Origin of the sequence: Bacillus sp. JJ1503 (assembly GCF_036965125.1) — a bacterium.
In the GTDB taxonomy this organism is placed as follows: Bacteria; Bacillota; Bacilli; order Bacillales; family Cytobacillaceae; genus Cytobacillus.
Genome location: NZ_JBALOZ010000005.1, coordinates 7,016 through 22,103 on the forward strand (window position 1 = coordinate 7,016; position 15,088 = coordinate 22,103).

At 38.3% G+C, this 15,088-nt stretch carries 19 protein-coding genes; 7 read left to right on the top strand and 12 right to left on the bottom strand.

All coding sequences use genetic code 11. The features are described 5' to 3' along the window. The 5 genes from V7149_RS00705 to fabL all read right to left on the bottom strand — a co-directional run. Nucleotides 1–1,086: ABC transporter transmembrane domain-containing protein (locus V7149_RS00705; protein ID WP_335343765.1), on the bottom strand; the 1,086-nt coding region annotated here is incomplete at its 3' end. Nucleotides 1,087–1,177: 91 nt separating this feature from the next. Then, the gene (gene ntdP, locus V7149_RS00710) at nucleotides 1,178–1,708 is read right to left on the bottom strand and encodes a nucleoside tri-diphosphate phosphatase (protein ID WP_335343766.1); all 531 of its coding nucleotides are present in this window, start codon (nucleotides 1,706–1,708) and stop codon (nucleotides 1,178–1,180) included. A 360-nt stretch (nucleotides 1,709–2,068) separates the two neighbouring features. Continuing rightward, a complete protein-coding gene (locus V7149_RS00715) occupies nucleotides 2,069–2,320 on the bottom strand; it encodes a YgaB family protein (protein WP_335343767.1) in 252 nt (83 codons plus the stop codon). 242 nt (nucleotides 2,321–2,562) lie between these two features. Next, nucleotides 2,563–2,772 carry a gamma-type small acid-soluble spore protein gene (locus tag V7149_RS00720; protein WP_438824060.1) on the bottom strand — a complete coding sequence of 70 codons (210 nt, stop codon included), beginning with the start codon at nucleotides 2,770–2,772 and terminating at the stop codon, nucleotides 2,563–2,565. A gap of 143 nt (nucleotides 2,773–2,915) precedes the next feature. Next, entirely contained in the window at nucleotides 2,916–3,665 is a 750-nt protein-coding gene (gene fabL, locus V7149_RS00725; RefSeq protein WP_335355013.1) for an enoyl-[acyl-carrier-protein] reductase FabL, read from the bottom strand. A 151-nt stretch (nucleotides 3,666–3,816) separates the two neighbouring features. Here fabL and V7149_RS00730 point away from each other — a divergent pair, with 151 nt between their 5' ends. Further along, nucleotides 3,817–4,011, top strand: a complete 195-nt coding sequence (locus tag V7149_RS00730; RefSeq protein ID WP_335343768.1) for a hypothetical protein — start codon at nucleotides 3,817–3,819, stop codon at nucleotides 4,009–4,011. A 105-nt stretch (nucleotides 4,012–4,116) separates the two neighbouring features. Here V7149_RS00730 and mutY read toward each other — a convergent pair whose 3' ends face one another. Next, on the bottom strand, nucleotides 4,117–5,220 hold the full coding sequence (gene mutY / locus V7149_RS00735; RefSeq protein ID WP_335343769.1) for an A/G-specific adenine glycosylase: 1,104 nt from the start codon (nucleotides 5,218–5,220) through the stop codon (nucleotides 4,117–4,119). 266 nt (nucleotides 5,221–5,486) lie between these two features. On the opposite strand from mutY, the gene V7149_RS00740 reads away from it, so the two are divergent. Further along, on the top strand, nucleotides 5,487–6,467 hold the full coding sequence (locus V7149_RS00740; RefSeq protein WP_335343770.1) for a metal-dependent hydrolase: 981 nt from the start codon (nucleotides 5,487–5,489) through the stop codon (nucleotides 6,465–6,467). 34 nt (nucleotides 6,468–6,501) lie between these two features. Here V7149_RS00740 and V7149_RS00745 read toward each other — a convergent pair whose 3' ends face one another. Further along, on the bottom strand, nucleotides 6,502–6,771 hold the full coding sequence (locus tag V7149_RS00745; protein WP_335343771.1) for a YfhJ family protein: 270 nt from the start codon (nucleotides 6,769–6,771) through the stop codon (nucleotides 6,502–6,504). A 132-nt stretch (nucleotides 6,772–6,903) separates the two neighbouring features. Here V7149_RS00745 and V7149_RS00750 point away from each other — a divergent pair, with 132 nt between their 5' ends. Then, complete coding sequence (locus V7149_RS00750; RefSeq protein WP_335343772.1) at nucleotides 6,904–7,077, top strand: small, acid-soluble spore protein K; 174 nt, start codon at nucleotides 6,904–6,906, stop codon at nucleotides 7,075–7,077. A gap of 20 nt (nucleotides 7,078–7,097) precedes the next feature. Beyond that, nucleotides 7,098–7,241: a YpzG family protein gene (locus tag V7149_RS00755; RefSeq protein WP_335343773.1), complete on the top strand. Its 144-nt coding sequence runs from the start codon at nucleotides 7,098–7,100 to the stop codon at nucleotides 7,239–7,241. Between the two features lie 31 nt (nucleotides 7,242–7,272). Here the strand turns inward: V7149_RS00755 and V7149_RS00760 are convergent, their stop codons facing one another. Both V7149_RS00760 and recX read right to left on the bottom strand, forming a co-directional pair. Further along, on the bottom strand, nucleotides 7,273–7,590 hold the full coding sequence (locus V7149_RS00760) for a YfhH family protein (protein ID WP_335343774.1): 318 nt from the start codon (nucleotides 7,588–7,590) through the stop codon (nucleotides 7,273–7,275). Between the two features lie 288 nt (nucleotides 7,591–7,878). Then, nucleotides 7,879–8,673 carry a recombination regulator RecX gene (gene recX / locus V7149_RS00765; protein WP_335343775.1) on the bottom strand — a complete coding sequence of 265 codons (795 nt, stop codon included), beginning with the start codon at nucleotides 8,671–8,673 and terminating at the stop codon, nucleotides 7,879–7,881. Nucleotides 8,674–8,771: 98 nt separating this feature from the next. Here recX and V7149_RS00770 point away from each other — a divergent pair, with 98 nt between their 5' ends. The 3 genes from V7149_RS00770 (at nucleotide 8,772) to V7149_RS00780 (ending at nucleotide 10,162) form a co-directional block, all read left to right on the top strand. Beyond that, nucleotides 8,772–9,674: a TIGR01777 family oxidoreductase gene (locus V7149_RS00770; RefSeq protein ID WP_335343776.1), complete on the top strand. Its 903-nt coding sequence runs from the start codon at nucleotides 8,772–8,774 to the stop codon at nucleotides 9,672–9,674. Between the two features lie 82 nt (nucleotides 9,675–9,756). Continuing rightward, on the top strand, nucleotides 9,757–9,879 hold the full coding sequence (locus V7149_RS00775; RefSeq protein WP_151537531.1) for a YfhE family protein: 123 nt from the start codon (nucleotides 9,757–9,759) through the stop codon (nucleotides 9,877–9,879). A 91-nt stretch (nucleotides 9,880–9,970) separates the two neighbouring features. Continuing rightward, the gene (locus V7149_RS00780) at nucleotides 9,971–10,162 is read left to right on the top strand and encodes a YfhD family protein (protein ID WP_335343777.1); all 192 of its coding nucleotides are present in this window, start codon (nucleotides 9,971–9,973) and stop codon (nucleotides 10,160–10,162) included. Nucleotides 10,163–10,211: 49 nt separating this feature from the next. On the opposite strand, the gene V7149_RS00785 is transcribed toward V7149_RS00780, so the two are convergent. From V7149_RS00785 to V7149_RS00795, 3 genes are all read right to left on the bottom strand, one after another. After that, on the bottom strand, nucleotides 10,212–10,709 hold the full coding sequence (locus V7149_RS00785) for a DoxX family protein (RefSeq protein WP_335343778.1): 498 nt from the start codon (nucleotides 10,707–10,709) through the stop codon (nucleotides 10,212–10,214). Between the two features lie 457 nt (nucleotides 10,710–11,166). Further along, on the bottom strand, nucleotides 11,167–13,005 hold the full coding sequence (locus V7149_RS00790; RefSeq protein WP_335343779.1) for an ABC transporter ATP-binding protein: 1,839 nt from the start codon (nucleotides 13,003–13,005) through the stop codon (nucleotides 11,167–11,169). Beyond that, nucleotides 12,998–14,728 carry an ABC transporter ATP-binding protein gene (locus V7149_RS00795; protein WP_335343780.1) on the bottom strand — a complete coding sequence of 577 codons (1,731 nt, stop codon included), beginning with the start codon at nucleotides 14,726–14,728 and terminating at the stop codon, nucleotides 12,998–13,000. The genes V7149_RS00790 and V7149_RS00795 overlap by 8 nt, the downstream gene beginning before the upstream one ends. Nucleotides 14,729–15,088: the final 360 nt, after the last annotated feature.

Below are 15,088 nucleotides of genomic sequence, written 5' to 3' on the forward strand. Positions count from 1 at the left end.
AATATTTTTAAGAACAAGCTCTTCCTTCTTATCATAGGCAAAGCTCACTTGTTCAAAATCTATATCACCATGAACAGCTTTGCATTCCACTGCGTTCGGGGCGTCATCAATATCATATTTTTCATCTATTAATTCGAACACCCTATCCATAGAGGCAATGGATTGAGTTAAAGTTGTTGATGAATTTACAAGTCTTCTGAGTGGATTATATAACCTATCAATGTAGGCAATGAACGCCATCATTGTTCCTGTAGATAAATCCCCTTGAATGACTTGGTAGGCTGAGTAGCCAATGACAAGCAATGGGGCAACATCCGTTATAGTGTTAACAACGGCAAATGCCTTTGCATTCCACTTTGTATGATCAATGGCTTTCTTTAGAAAATTATCGTTTTGCTTATCAAACTGAGTTTGTTCATAATCTTCAATGGCAAAGCTTTTTATAACAGCCATTCCCTGAACTCGTTCATGGAGATAACCCTGGACTTCCGCTAATGCTTGTGAACGAGCCCTTGTCAGCTTTCTTAAGTTGCCGAAAAAGTACCTTACGGAAAACCCATAAAACGGAAAAAGAATTAATGAAACAATCGTTAAACTAAAATCCATTTTCATCATGATCGCTACAGCAATAATAATCGTAGCGATATCGAGCCATAAATTCATCAATCCAGTAATAACAAATGTTTTTGTTTGTTCAACATCGTTGATCACTCTTGAAATGACCTCGCCAGCTCTCGTGTTTGCATAATATTTAAAGCTTAGCTTTTGTATATGTGTGAATAGGCCATCACGAATATCGTACAAAATTTTGCTCGCTACCCATTGGGCAAAATACTGCCGATAATACTCAATCGGCGGACGAACAATGACAAAAATAATAATCATAATGCCCATTATTTTGAATAAACTGCCTGTCTTATCAGCACTGCTCAAGTCTGAACTCCCTACAATATCATCAATAACATATTTGATTAGTAATGGAATTAATAGGGGAATCGCAAACTTTATGATTCCAATGATGAGCGTAATGATAATCTGCAGGCGATATGGCTTAACAAAATGCATATAACGCCGGATGCTGTCCAACTTGTTTCCCCCTCTTACCTTTTTTAAACATATAAAAACCTGTTGATTCATCGGTCAACAGGCGTGCCATTTGGGCTTTCATCCATTTTCATTAACGTCTGTAGGTAAGATATCGTTCATACCAAATATCAATAAAATCGGGTGCAAATGGACCTTTTCTTTGACGAATCCAATGAATTAATTGATCGACATTGGATTTTAAAATATGGTCGATAGGCTCGGGATAATTCATTTCCTGACGATGCTTCTCGTATTCATCCTCATCGAGCAGATTGAAGGTCATGTCTGGAAAAACCTTAATATCCAGGTCATAATCAATATATTTCACTGCTTCCCCGTCAAAAATAAATGGGGAACTAATATTGCAGTAATAATAAATCCCATCCTCGCGAATCATTCCAATGACATTAAACCAATATTGGGAGTGAAAATAACATATTGCTGGTTCTCTCGTAATCCATGTCCTTCCGTCAGATTCCGTTACAACAGTCCGGTCATTTCCACCAATGACCAAATTTTGTGTTCCTTTTAAAACGGTTGTTTCCTCCCAGACGCGATGGATGTGCCCATTATGTTTATAGCTATGAATTTGTACTGGTTCTCCTTCTCTGGGTACGGCCATTCATTTTCCCCTACTTTCAATAAATCCCGGGCTTTGCAACCTATCCAAATAAGAGAGACAAGGCTTGTCCTCCTACTGTCGGGAGATGAGAGGTGAGAAAAGAAGATCATATGCACGAAGCTCATTTACTTTTCCATAATCTTATCCCACTCATGTCTCCAATAAATTTTACAAATGATTAAAGGCAACAAAGAACGAATACTTTTTTCTATTATTATAACGGTTTAAGTAGAAATTTAAAACAAAGAGCCATTGAAAATCGTCAATGGCTGAAAGAAAAACAGTATAGGGATATAAATTTTACTTTTGCTGCGATTCACTAGTATTAAATATTCATCTACGTATCTAATTGATCTATTGTCAAACGGTTACCTTCATATCCTGATAGGAGCGAATAACCTCTTCTGTTTGCGTTTCGAACAGCTGATGTATGTCTTTAAGCTCTTTTCGCAAATTCGAAATTTCGATTTGAATACTTTCAAGCTCGGTTTCTTCTTGGAGGGCATTGAGCTCCTCCTCTATTTCCTCACAGCGCTCAAGTTCACTTTGGAGAAATAGAAGCTTTTCCATCGTTTGCATTTGTTCGGATACTAAATGGTTAAAGTTTTTCATTTGATTGTTTCACCGTCCCATTTATTTTTCTTTTGTATGTATTCGCCCATAACCTTGTCTTTCCATTGACTACTTCTGTTGATTAGATAGAGGTTTTGTCGAAAAAAGAAGGGCTGAAGGAAATCAAAGTACTGCCATACTAGAGCATTATATCCGCAAGCCCGATCGAATAGACTTGTAAAGGAGATAACAAGCAAAAAAAAGAAGGCGCCCTTTCGAATGAAGAGCGCCTTCCATTTAAATTACTGACTTTGCTGACCAGAGTTTTGAGCTTTTTTAGCTTCAGCTTGTTGGTTTTGTTGTCTAACCTCTTGAGCATTCGTTTCGCTAGCAAACTCTGTACCGAACTGGCCTTGAGCACCAGCTGCTCCAGCACCAGCAGATTGAGCGTTTTGTTGTCTAACTTGTTGAATGTTAGTTCCAGCTTGAGATTGGTTTGGTTGTTTTGCCATGATTATCACCTCCACGCTCTTTAATTTAACCAAGCGCAGAAAAAATATCCTAGAATTTTAAAAAACTGCAGCTGGGGTGGAAAATATCTTGTCCTCTCTACTAACGGCTGTTAATCATGGCAAAGTCTCATTTCAACACTTAATCAAACGAGTAAGGATATTCCCCCATCAACAATAATTGTCTGGCCACAAATCATGCTTGATTGATCACTTAATAAAAACATAACCGCATTCACCATATCTTCAATTTCAACCATTCTCCCAGCTGGTGTTTTTTTCCTTGCTTCGGCTAGAAGTTCTTCTCGATTTGGAAAATGTGTGAGTGCCTCTGTATCTACAGCACCGCCTGATACTGCATTTACAGTAATATTTTTAGCAGCAAGCTCAACAGCCAAATATCTTGTTAAGGCTTCTAAAGCGGCTTTCGAAACGCCTACAGTTGTATAATTTTCCAAATAGCGAATGGAGCCTAACGAGCTGATGCTGACAATTTTGCCTCCTTCGTTTCTTTCCATTAGCTTTGCGGCCTCTTGGGCACAAAATAATAAAGCCTTGCTATTTATATTCATTGTCCAGTCCCAGTGAGATTCTTCAAGCTCCATTGCGGGGCGCAAAACCCCAGAAGCGGCATTATTTACAAAAACATCTAACCTGCCAAATTCCTGATCAATCTCCTGAAATAACTTTTTTATCTTCTCTACGTCACCGACATTTGCTTTTACAATTAAAGCCTTTCTTCCTAATGCTTCAATTTCCGCAGCTGTTTCCATTGCAGCAGTTTTGCTTCTCGCATAATTAATGACAATATCATAGCCATCCTTTGCCAATCTGATAGCTGTTGCTTTTCCAATTCCCCTGCTGCTCCCAGTTACTAATGCTACTTTTTGTGCCATTATCCCAATTCCTTTCTTCATATAGGCAGTGTTATGAAAAAATCACTAACATTTCGCCAAATTCTTCTAATGCCCATTTTATCTTTTTCATGTATATGTAGCAATTGAGATCAGAACAATACTAAATATGATAGATGAAAGGAAGAGGATTATGTATAACGGCCGAGACATGACTGAGCTGTCAATGATGTCCAAAACAGATTGGGAAGATCAGGAGCTAACTTATTTTCACCATTCCTTCCAGCAAATTGTCCCGTATTTAAATGCGGAGGGTCAAACGATCCAAAGGGAAATTACGGAGGAAATCCAAAATCGCGGGGGGTTAAAGAATACGAAGAGGTCATGATGTGAGTGATGTTGGATATTTGACTGCTGAGAATGTAAGTAGCGGTCACATTGAGTTCATCAATGTGACCTTTTATTATTAACACTTACGTTGGATCTTTCTACATTAGAGATTCATCGTTTCCATAAATTGCTTAAATATTTTCTGATGAGAAACAGAAAAAGCATACTGTTCCATTTCCTCCAGCGTAACGAGCTTCAAATCATCTGCTTCTTTTTCAAGTGTAAGCAACTTGCCTTTATAGGCATTGATATTCCACGTCAAATGGGAGAAGACATGCTCAATTTGCCCGATCATTTCGTTGACTTGAACGTCAGCCTGAAACTGCTGTTTCACTACTTCCACTAACTGATTAGATTCGTGTTCATAGGGCAAGAGAATTTCTACATTTGGAAACTCCCATAAATTCGCCAACAGCCCTTGATCATCCCTTTTATGAATCAGAATTCGACCTTCCTCATTTGTTAGAACCGCAGCTGCAATACGGACATGACGATGTTTTTTATTTTTTGTTTTAACGGGAAGCTCAGTATGTGTTCCAGCGTGAAAGGCGTGGCAATGCTCGCGAACCGGGCATAATAAACACTTTGGGGATGTAGGAGTACAGATTAAGGCTCCGAGCTCCATCAAAGCTTGATTAAAATAGGACGGATTTTCATGAGAGATGAGCTTTCTTACCGCCTCTTCAAATGTTTTCCTAGTCGATGGCTTTGCAATATCCTCCCATATTGATAATATTCTTGATAAAACCCTCATTACATTTCCATCAACTGCAGGTTCTGGAAGCCCGTAAGCGATGCTAAGAATAGCCCCAGAAGTGTAAGGTCCTACTCCTTTTAACGAAGAAATTTCCTTTTGATTATTCGGAACCCTCCCTCCATATTTTTCCTCGACTTCCCTGACTGCCGTTTGCAGATTTCTCGCCCGAGAATAATAGCCCAATCCTTCCCAAGCCTTCAGCACCTTATCTTCCTCAGCCTCCGCTAAGGCTTTAGTTGTCGGAAACAGCTCTATAAACCGATTAAAATAGGGAATGACCGTGTCAACTCGTGTTTGCTGAAGCATAATTTCTGAAACCCAAACTTTATAAGGGTCCTTGTCTCTTCTCCAGGGCAGGTCTCTTTGTTCAGCCCGAAACCAACTGATTAAATCGTGCTGAAAGGTGTTTATATCTATATGTTTAAGCTCTTCTAATTGATTTTTATTCAATTTTTCTCCTCCAAGATATTGTAAAAAAGTAGTACAATCCTTTAAAAAGGATTAACAATCGTTAAAACGGGAAAATTATATAGACGTATGTTTATATGTTTGACACACATTTCTAGGAGATTGCATTCTTTGATTGTAAACAATATTTGAACTTTTTGCTTCAATTAAGCAACTCTTATAAATTTAACATCTTTTTGTGGTGAAACAAGCAAAAACATAATAAAATTAACCCTATAATGTTTTCTATAATAAGGAGGTTTTTCCTCTTGGATACAGGCACACATATTGTAATGGGTCTCGCTTTAGCTGGAATAGCTACTCTTGATCCGGTCGTAGCAGAAAATTCAGCTACAACAACGAGCGTAATGATTGGGGCCATTGTCGGTTCACAAATCCCCGATATTGATACAGTATTAAAGCTAAGAAGCAACGCTGTCTATATACGCAATCATCGCGGGATTACCCATTCTATTCCTGCTGTTCTCCTTTGGCCTATAGTACTTACTTCCGTCATCTACCCTTTCTTTCCAGGTGCGAATTTACTCCATCTTTGGATTTGGACGTTTATCGCTGTTTTTCTCCACGTTTTTGTTGATATTTTCAATGCTTATGGGACCCAAGCCTTAAGGCCATTTTCATCAAAATGGATCGCATTAGGAGTTATCAATACATTTGATCCATATATATTTGGAATTCATATCGTTGGCATTCTAATATGGGCATTTGGTGCACATCCTGGATATACATTTCTGCCTATTTACGTCATGTTGATTTTCTATTATATTCTTCGATTTAGGGCTCAAAAGAAAGTTCATAATGAGGTAAAAAGAATGATACCTGATGCAACTGATATCATTATTGCCCCAACAATGAAATACAATAAATGGCGGATTGCTGTCATGAATAAGCACCAATTTTTTGTCGGACGCGCAGAAAATCATGAAGTGAAAATTATCGATCAATTTTATCGGGTCCCTGTGCCTGAAACACCAGTATTGGAGGTTGCTAAAAAAGATAAAAACCTGTCTGCCTTTTTATCCTTTTCTCCTGTTTATCGTTGGGAAATTGACGAATATGATGAATATTATGAAGTTCGTTTCATCGATCTTCGTTATCGCAGCAATGATTATTACCCCTTCGTTGCTGTTGTGCAGTTAAATCTGGATTTAGAAATAATCACATCCTATACGGGATGGATTTTCAGTGAAGAGAAACTCCGTAAAAAACTGGATATTATCCCTGGTTAATGAAAAATATCTGGCTCTATTAGCCAGATATTTTTTAATGCAGCTTCTTCGGATCCTCTTCCAATAAGTGTTTATACTTTGGATTTTCGGCAACAAATTCATGCAGCTTATCACCATAATGTTCAATCCATTGACTAACAACCTTTTCAGTCATTTCACTGCCCTGATATTTCCTGCCCGCTTTTGCATAGGTCGTTTCGAAATCATCCCAAAGCAGCTCAACCCATGTTTGGGCAAGACTTGCTGAAAGGAAGTTATTTTTCTCAAGAAGCCTTTCAAATAATCTCTTTTGATATTCATTCATTTTCATGACCTCTTTTCCAATAAAAGACCATCATACAGCTTGTGGAAAAACAAATACTATTATTACGTGAAGAGCATTTATCACTCGCATTTGTTTTTCACGTTCTTACATCCCTTGTCAGGAGGCGTTTGAATGGTGCGTAATAAAGCAAAAAACTTCCCAAACCAAATCAAAAATAAATTTGGCGGAGAGCCCCGTGCGAAAGCAGAGTATGCTTCTACAAGGGCGGATGGAACCATTAATACACAGCCCCAAGAAAGAATGAGAGCATCTTCAAACCGCGATAGTGACACACCAGAATTTTAACCAATTGAGGAGGCTGTATAATGGCAAAACCGCGGAATTTCTTTAACTCAAAAATTAAAGCACCAAATTTCCGTCCAAAACATGCTCATTCACAAATAAACGGCGAGACTCAGCTCACTCAAAACCTCGTCATTTTAGAGGCGGAAACAAGGAAAAGATCATAGCAGAATTGGAGAGAGGGGAATTCTCCCTCTCTCAGCTTTTTTTCAGCATTGAAATTGGAAGGGCCTCTTCCCCTTCACTGCCTTTCAAACGAAATCCCCAGGCAAACACTCCGTTCATATAATCAATCTTAAAGTAAGCGCCAGGGTCCCCTTCAATTTCGTAAATCTCCCCCGCTTTATAATCATCTGGGTTCAATAAATAGGCTTTTGCCATTACTGCCTTTCTCTCAAGTACAGCATACTCATTGACCATTCCCATTTGTTCTGCTTTCCTTGCCTTTTCATTTAGCTTTGAAATTTCCTGCTGTAGTTCATATGCTGTCATATCGCTATATCTTTTTTCCTGCATTGTATTCACCTTCCTGTCATCCACCTTTTTCTAAGTAAAAGGTCATCCTTATTGTATCCATAGTAAAGTATATTGAAAATCTAACAATTAGAAAAGGGAAAAAGCTACAGCAGATAATCTTCAGATTTGATACAATATGTGATTAAGGCAAACGGATTGGGGTGTTTTAAGGATGAATTCCATCATCATAACAGGTGCGGGCTCAAGATTAGCAAAGGTGCCCGGTACCACAATTTAACATTATTGTGGAGCCTGACACCTTAAAGAGAGTCATTTTCTATAAAAAAACTATTCCTTCAATTCCTCGATCATTTGCTCAATCAATTCGATAGAAAATCCCTTACGATACAGCGTCTGTTTCATTTTTTGCTCATATTCAAAATCACTTAGAGCTGAAAATTTCCGATGTGCCTTTTCAGCATGAGAACGAAGTGCTGCCATTTCCAGATCTTCCCCTTTGTCCATATCTGTTTCAGTAATGGCTGCTTGAATCATTTCCATTGAATAGCCTTTTCTATAAAGCATCTGTTCAAGCTTTTGCCTCATCACCCTAGAGGAGTCTCGAGAATTCTTTTGTACAAATTTTTCACATAGCTTTTTGGCGGCTTCGAATTCTTTTTCATAAGAGTATTCCTTCATAGCTAAATCAATCAAATCTTCAGTAATGCCCTTTTCTCGCAACTCTCCACGAATGATTCTAGACCCTTTGTCAGTTGTATTCATTGACGTCCGAACAAAAGCGATGGCATACTCTTTATCATCTAAAAATTGATACTCATATAATTTATGGATAACTTCCCTAATAATCATTTCGTCTACATCTTTTTCAGCTAAATATTGGCGTATTTCTTTTTCCGATCTCATTCTTTTTGATAAGTATTGGATAGCTCTGTTATACGCTTTGCGAATGTCATCTTGATAAGCAATTTCAGATATAGAAAATTCGTCCAGCTCCATGCCTTTTTTTAGGCTGTGCTTAATAATTACATCTTCATCCACGCTAAAGGCATATTTTTCATCCAAAAAAATATTATAACGATCTTTATTTTTTTCCTGTACAGAAATTTTTGTAATGATAGGCATATTTATCACCTCATCTTTAATGTACCATATTTGAAAAAGGATTTATGAAATATATAGAGAACATGTAATGAAAAAGATTAATTACGGAGGATAGATCCATGAAGATTGCTTTGACTGGTGGAACTGGCTTTGTTGGTGGAGCATTGGCAAAGGAATTAGTAAAGAACGGGCATGAAATTATTATCCTAACGAGAAATGCAAGTATAAGAAATAACACTGATAAGATTAAATATATCTCATGGTTAAATGATGGGGATGTTCCAGAAGAAAAATTAGAAGGGATCGATGGTTTAATAAATCTAGCAGGTGAATCCATTAATAGCGGGAGATGGACGGAAACCCGCAAGAAGAGAATTCTGGATAGCCGAATTTCTGCAACAAGAGAAGTATTGAGGATTTTAGTACATTTGAATAAAAAGCCAAAAATTTTAATAAATGCCAGTGCTATTGGATATTATGGCACTTCACCTACAAATACTTTTTCGGAGGACTCTTCAGAAAAGGGAGCAGACTTCCTTTCGACTACTGTACAGAAATGGGAGACTGAAGCATTTAAAGCAAAGGAGTTAGGCATTCGTACCGTTTGCTGCCGTTTTGGCATTATTCTTGATAAGACTGATGGGGCTCTTCCAAGAATGGCCCTTCCTTATAAACTTTTTGCCGGAGGAAAAGTCGGATCGGGTGAACAGTGGGTTTCTTGGATTCATCTAAGAGATGTTGTAAACGGCATCATTTTTTGTATGGAAAATAAAAATATAGAGGGCCCCGTTAATTTTACCGCACCCCATCCTGTCAGAATGAAAGAATTTGGGCAAATTCTAGGGAAGACACTGCACCGTCCACATTGGATACCTGCACCAGGATTTGCATTAAAGTCCGTGCTAGGTGAAATGAGCATACTCGTACTTGAAGGACAAAAGGTGCTCCCTGAAAAACTTGCATCCAATGGCTATCCGTTTCTCTTTAAGCATTTAAATGAAGCTTTAGCAGATATCTACTAAAAGCTAGTATCAAACTTTTCACTTAAGGGAAAAATAAGGATGGTGTGAATTTTCACCTTATTTTTTTGAAAGGGTGATCCATTTGGATAAAAAAACAAAGGATAAGAAGAAACGATCATTATCAGCAACTCAGGAGGTTCTATACTCCCGCGAATTCAAAATGGCTGACCGAGCTGGCGGTTATGTGGATAGACCAAAGCATTAATTCCCATCTATATTTTTGGCAGGATTGTTAACAATAAAATACGGAAGCAACTTTTGGTTTCCGTACTTTATTGTTGAAAGGGGTTTTTGCAATGGGTCGTTCACGCGGACAAAGATCTCGAGACAAAAATAAAGCTTCACTACCACAAGTACCAAAAAATATGAAATCTGATGGTATCGATGAGGAATTCTCACAAGAGCTAGCCGATCAGGCAGATCTTGAGGCTCAAGCTCGTGCCAATGCTGCGAATCAAAGAGTTAAAGGAAAGCAACGAAAGTCTTAAAAAAATAAGCAGCAAGGATTGGCTCCTTGCTGCTTATTACGATTAACAATTAGGCTGCTTGTTTTTCAGTAGTATTTCCGCCTTTTCCTAAAAGGTTTTTAACGTATGGAATTGCAATTCTGTCTACGCCCCAGAAATAAGCACCGCTACCTGTGAATAGTAGAATAATGGCAGTAGTATAAAGGATAGGGTTTACGCTTGTTGTTCCGGCTAATAAAAAGTTAAGGTTCATAAATGCGCCTGCAATAAGTGCTGGAATGGTTGCTGCTCCAAGAATAAGTCCAATTCCTACTAGAACTTCACCATATGCAACTAGGGTACTGAATAAATCTGCGTTCGGTAGAGCAAAGTTTTCTAAAAATGCTGCGTACCAGCCTTGTACTGCCGGGTGATCGCCTCCCGCTTTGGCAATGGCTCCTTGTATAAATCCACCAGCATCAAAACCGCCTGTTACTTTACCCCACCCTGCTTCAATCCACTGAATTCCTAACCAAATTCTTAACACAGTCCATGCAATCGCTGCTTGCGGAGTTTTCCACCATTTCATAATAATCCTCTCCTAATTGAATATATTTATTTGTGAAGTGATTCACATAGTTCGCTAAAAAAATTTTTCTTTTACATTAATTGAAAGCCGGCCAGCTTTATTCTAGAAAGAAAGTAATTCACTTTGTGAAGTTTTTCACTTTCTTTCTACACTCTTAATATAATCCTTTTTGCATCATTTGCCAATGGCTTTCACTAATCTTTCACAAATATAAATTTAATTATGGCTAATATTTGAACATGAGTTGCACATAGCGTTGTGGGTAGTGTGGGTAACTGCTTAAAGGTCCTTTCATAGAATGGTTTTGTGGAATCTTTTCTGTGGATAAGGCTGTGGAGCATTTATCATTATAGACTTTTAGTTATTAATAAACAGGTGGATACTTAAATGCGCTATAAATAGCTTCAATAGAAAAAAGCATGAAAAATCGAAATGATTTATTCATGCCCTTCTATTATTAAACGTTTGCTTTTTCCTCTGTCTGTCCATGCAAATGATAATAAAAACCCTTTTGCTTAAGTAGTGACTCGTGTGTTCCCTCTTCAATCAATTCTCCTTCATGAAGCACAAAAATTCGATCTGCATTTTGTATTGTATTTAAACGGTGTGCAATGACAAAGCTTGTTCTTCCCTTCATTAACTCCAGCAATGCGTCCTGAATTTTCAATTCAGTTATCGTATCAATACTGCTTGTAGCCTCATCTAAAATGAGAATTAACGGGTTGGCCAGAAATGCCCTTGCAATGGATAATAACTGCTTTTGCCCCTGACTAATGCCATTTCCGTCTTGGTTTAATAATGTGTTGTATTGATTAGGCAGCTTCATAATAAATGAATGTGCATTTGCCATTTGAGCTGATTTGACCACTTCCTCGTCAGTTGCTTCAAGCCTTCCGTAGCGAATATTCTCCATAACCGTTCCTTGAAACAAAAAGGAATCCTGCAATACATACCCCATATGCTTTCGCAAGCTTTCTTTCTTTATTGCCGAAATAGGCTGACCATCGATAAGAATACATCCACTATCCACCTCGTAAAATCGTGACAGGAGATTAATCATTGTTGTTTTACCAGCACCTGTAGGTCCGACAAATGCAGCGGTCTCACCAGGAAAAACATGAAGATTAATATTTCTTACCGTGTTACCTTCCTCTTCATAAGAAAAGTTTACATCGCGAAATTCAACCTCTCCTCTTACATTTGAAATTTCTTGAAGGGCGCTTTCATTTTGCAATTCAACCTCTTCATCAAGAATATCAAATACCCTCTCTGCTCCAGCAATTGCTGAGAGAAGTGTATTAAATTGGTTAGCTAAGTCGTTCAATGGACGGGTAAACTGGCGGGAGTATTCTGTAAAAATGACAATGGCTCCGATGGAAATCAGTTCCTTTAATGCAAAGATTCCACCTATGCCTGCGATGATTGCAAAGCTAAGATTATTAAGGAAGTTCATCAGCTTTGGAATAAAACCTGAATATGTCTGCGCCCAATATCCTGCACCCCTTAGCCTCTCTGCTTTTTCTGCAAACTCATCCGTTACCTTCTGTTCCTGGGAAAAAGTTTTAATTATTCTTTGCCCAGATATGGTTTCCTCAATAAATCCATTCATTTCACCGAGATTTCTCTGCTGCTCTTTAAATAATACCCCTGTCCGCTTCGTAATCCACTTCATCCCTAAATACATAAGTGGAACTATAGCTAAGGTCAACAAAGTCAATAGCGGACTTAGCCAAAGCATAACTGACACTGTGCCAATAAGGGTAAGTATGCTAGAAAAAATCTGAATGACTGAGCTGTTTAAAGTAGAGCTGACATTTTCAATATCATTTGTAATTCGGCTCATTAACTCTCCATGCTGTCGTTTATCAAAGAAGGGAATGGGGAGCTTATGCAAATGCTTGAAAAGCTTAGTCCTCATTTCGAAGACTGTATTTTGCGCAATACCAATCATCCAGTAATTTTGAAACCAAAGGGAAAGCGAGTAAGCAGCATAAATTCCCGCCAGACCAAAAAGGAGTGTAATAAAGCCATCGCTGCTTTTAGTCACAATATATTTGTCAATGGCCATTCCAACTAAAAAGGGACCTAGCAGCCCTAAAAATGAACTAATAAGAACCATTAATAGAACTAGAAATAATAACCCTTTATTATAGGAAAGAAATTGCCAGATTCTTTTTATCGTTTGCTTGTAATTCCTTGATTTAGTTTTTTGTTTTCCCTTTGCTTTTTCATGAAGTTTTTCATTTAAAGACGTATTTTTCTTATATTGAAACGGTCTTTTCATCTCATTAAGCATAATTTCTTCTCTCCTCTCTCATTTGAGATCGGAAGATTTCTCGATAGAGTGAAGATTTCTCTAACAGGGATTCATGGGTTCCTTCTGCTAGGAGTTTCCCTTCCTTCAGAAGTAAAATCCGGTCTGCCTCCATCGCTGTGCTAATTTTTTGTGTGATGATGAAAGTCGTACATGTATAATTCTTTAAAGCTTCAAGCAACTTTGCCTCTGTTCTCCTATCTAAAGCACTTGTGCTATCGTCCAGAAGAAGAATTTTGGGCTTCCTAACTAGGGCCCTCGCAATGGATAGTCTCTGCTTTTGCCCCCCTGAAAGATTCACTCCCTTTTGCCCAAGCTTCGCTTCAAACATACTTGGAAATCCTTTGATGGTCTCATAGATTTGGGCATCTTTTGCTGCTTCAATAATTTCGTCCATAGAGGCATTTTCTTTTCCCCATGCAATATTTTCTTTTACTGTACCAGTAAACAAAACAGATTCCTGCGGTACAAATCCAATTTTCCTGCGCAGATTTTCCATTTTCATTTCACGGACATTGATTCCATCAATCAGAACCTCCCCATCATTCACATCATAAAGTCTTGGGATAAGCTCAAATAGAGAGGTTTTTCCTGAGCCGGTTGCCCCTAATATCGCCACCGTTTGTCCAGGGTTAACAGTAAAAGTAATATTCGTAAGCGCTGGTGATTCTGTATCTGGATATTGAAAGGTAACTTGCTTAAATTCAACCTTCCCTTCTTTTACATGGAAAGTTGAATCTGCATCCACCTGATCAGAAAGGTCCACCTTTGCATCAAGAACTTCAACAATCCGATTGGAAGAGGCATGAGCACGGGAAAAAGCCATAATAATAAAGGAAAAAATCGAGAAGGCCCCGGTAATTCTAGTCGCATAGTTGACAATAGCAACCACTTCCCCAACCTTGACTCCGCCGCTATTCACCTGGATGCTTCCAAACCAGAGCACACCTATAATCGAGATATTCATAATAATCAATAGCACAGGCATCGTAATTTCCATTAATCTCAATGCCTTAATAGTTTGATCCTTTAAATCCTCATTTGCACGTGTAAAACGTTTTACTTCGTGCTTCCTTCTAATAAAAGCTTTTATTAGCCTAATACCTGTTAAGGTTTCTCGCATGACACCATTCACCGTGTCCAATTTTTCCTGGACCGTTTTGAATAGAGCTCCCCCGATGCTCATGAGCCACTTTAGAAAAATAAATAAAAAAGGAACAACTATGAATAAAATAAGTGCCAGCTTCACATTGACGAAAAATGCCATGAAAAGCCCGCCAATAATCATCAGTGGAGCCCGAAGCATAATTCGCAGACTCATAAATAACGTATTTTGGATTTGGGTGATATCATTCGTCATCCTCGTAATTAGAGATGATGCTGGAAATAGATTAAAGTTGGCAAAAGAAAAAGATTGCACCTTTTCAAATAGGCTTCTGCGAATATCAAATCCAAAGCTCTGACTTGCATGGGCTGCATAAAAGGAATTGAGAACACCTGCCGCTAAAGAAATAAGTGAAAATACAAGCATGACGCTTCCCCATTTAATAACAACAGATAGATCACTTTTTAAAATACCCTCGTCAATAATCTTTGCCATGAACAAGGGCTGAACAAGTTCGACAGCAAGCTCTGTCAGCGTTAAGGCAAGCGCAACAGCAACCGCTATCCGGTAGGGCTTTAAATAGGATAATACCTTTAACATTCGTCTTCCTCCAAAGCTGTTTTCGAGTGTTAGCACTATATTTATACAATACTTCGAATCCCTAAATAATAATCGATAATCTTATCATATCTCTTTTTACGGAATATTTAAACAATAAAGTGAAACTTCAATCAGTGAGGGTTTTCCAACGCATAATAATTGCTAAAACAGATGAAGACATTAGGACGTGGAGATCTTAGTCGGCATTATCCCCCACTGATTGTTAGTTGCGGCCCACAGGATGTGGGTCACACAGACGTTGCCACAGGACGTGGCGTTCTTAGTCTGTGTTCCTATAATCGGGCCTTTACGGGATGTTGATCCCTCTTAGAAATTTGTGTTTTACTCACCATCTTGCAG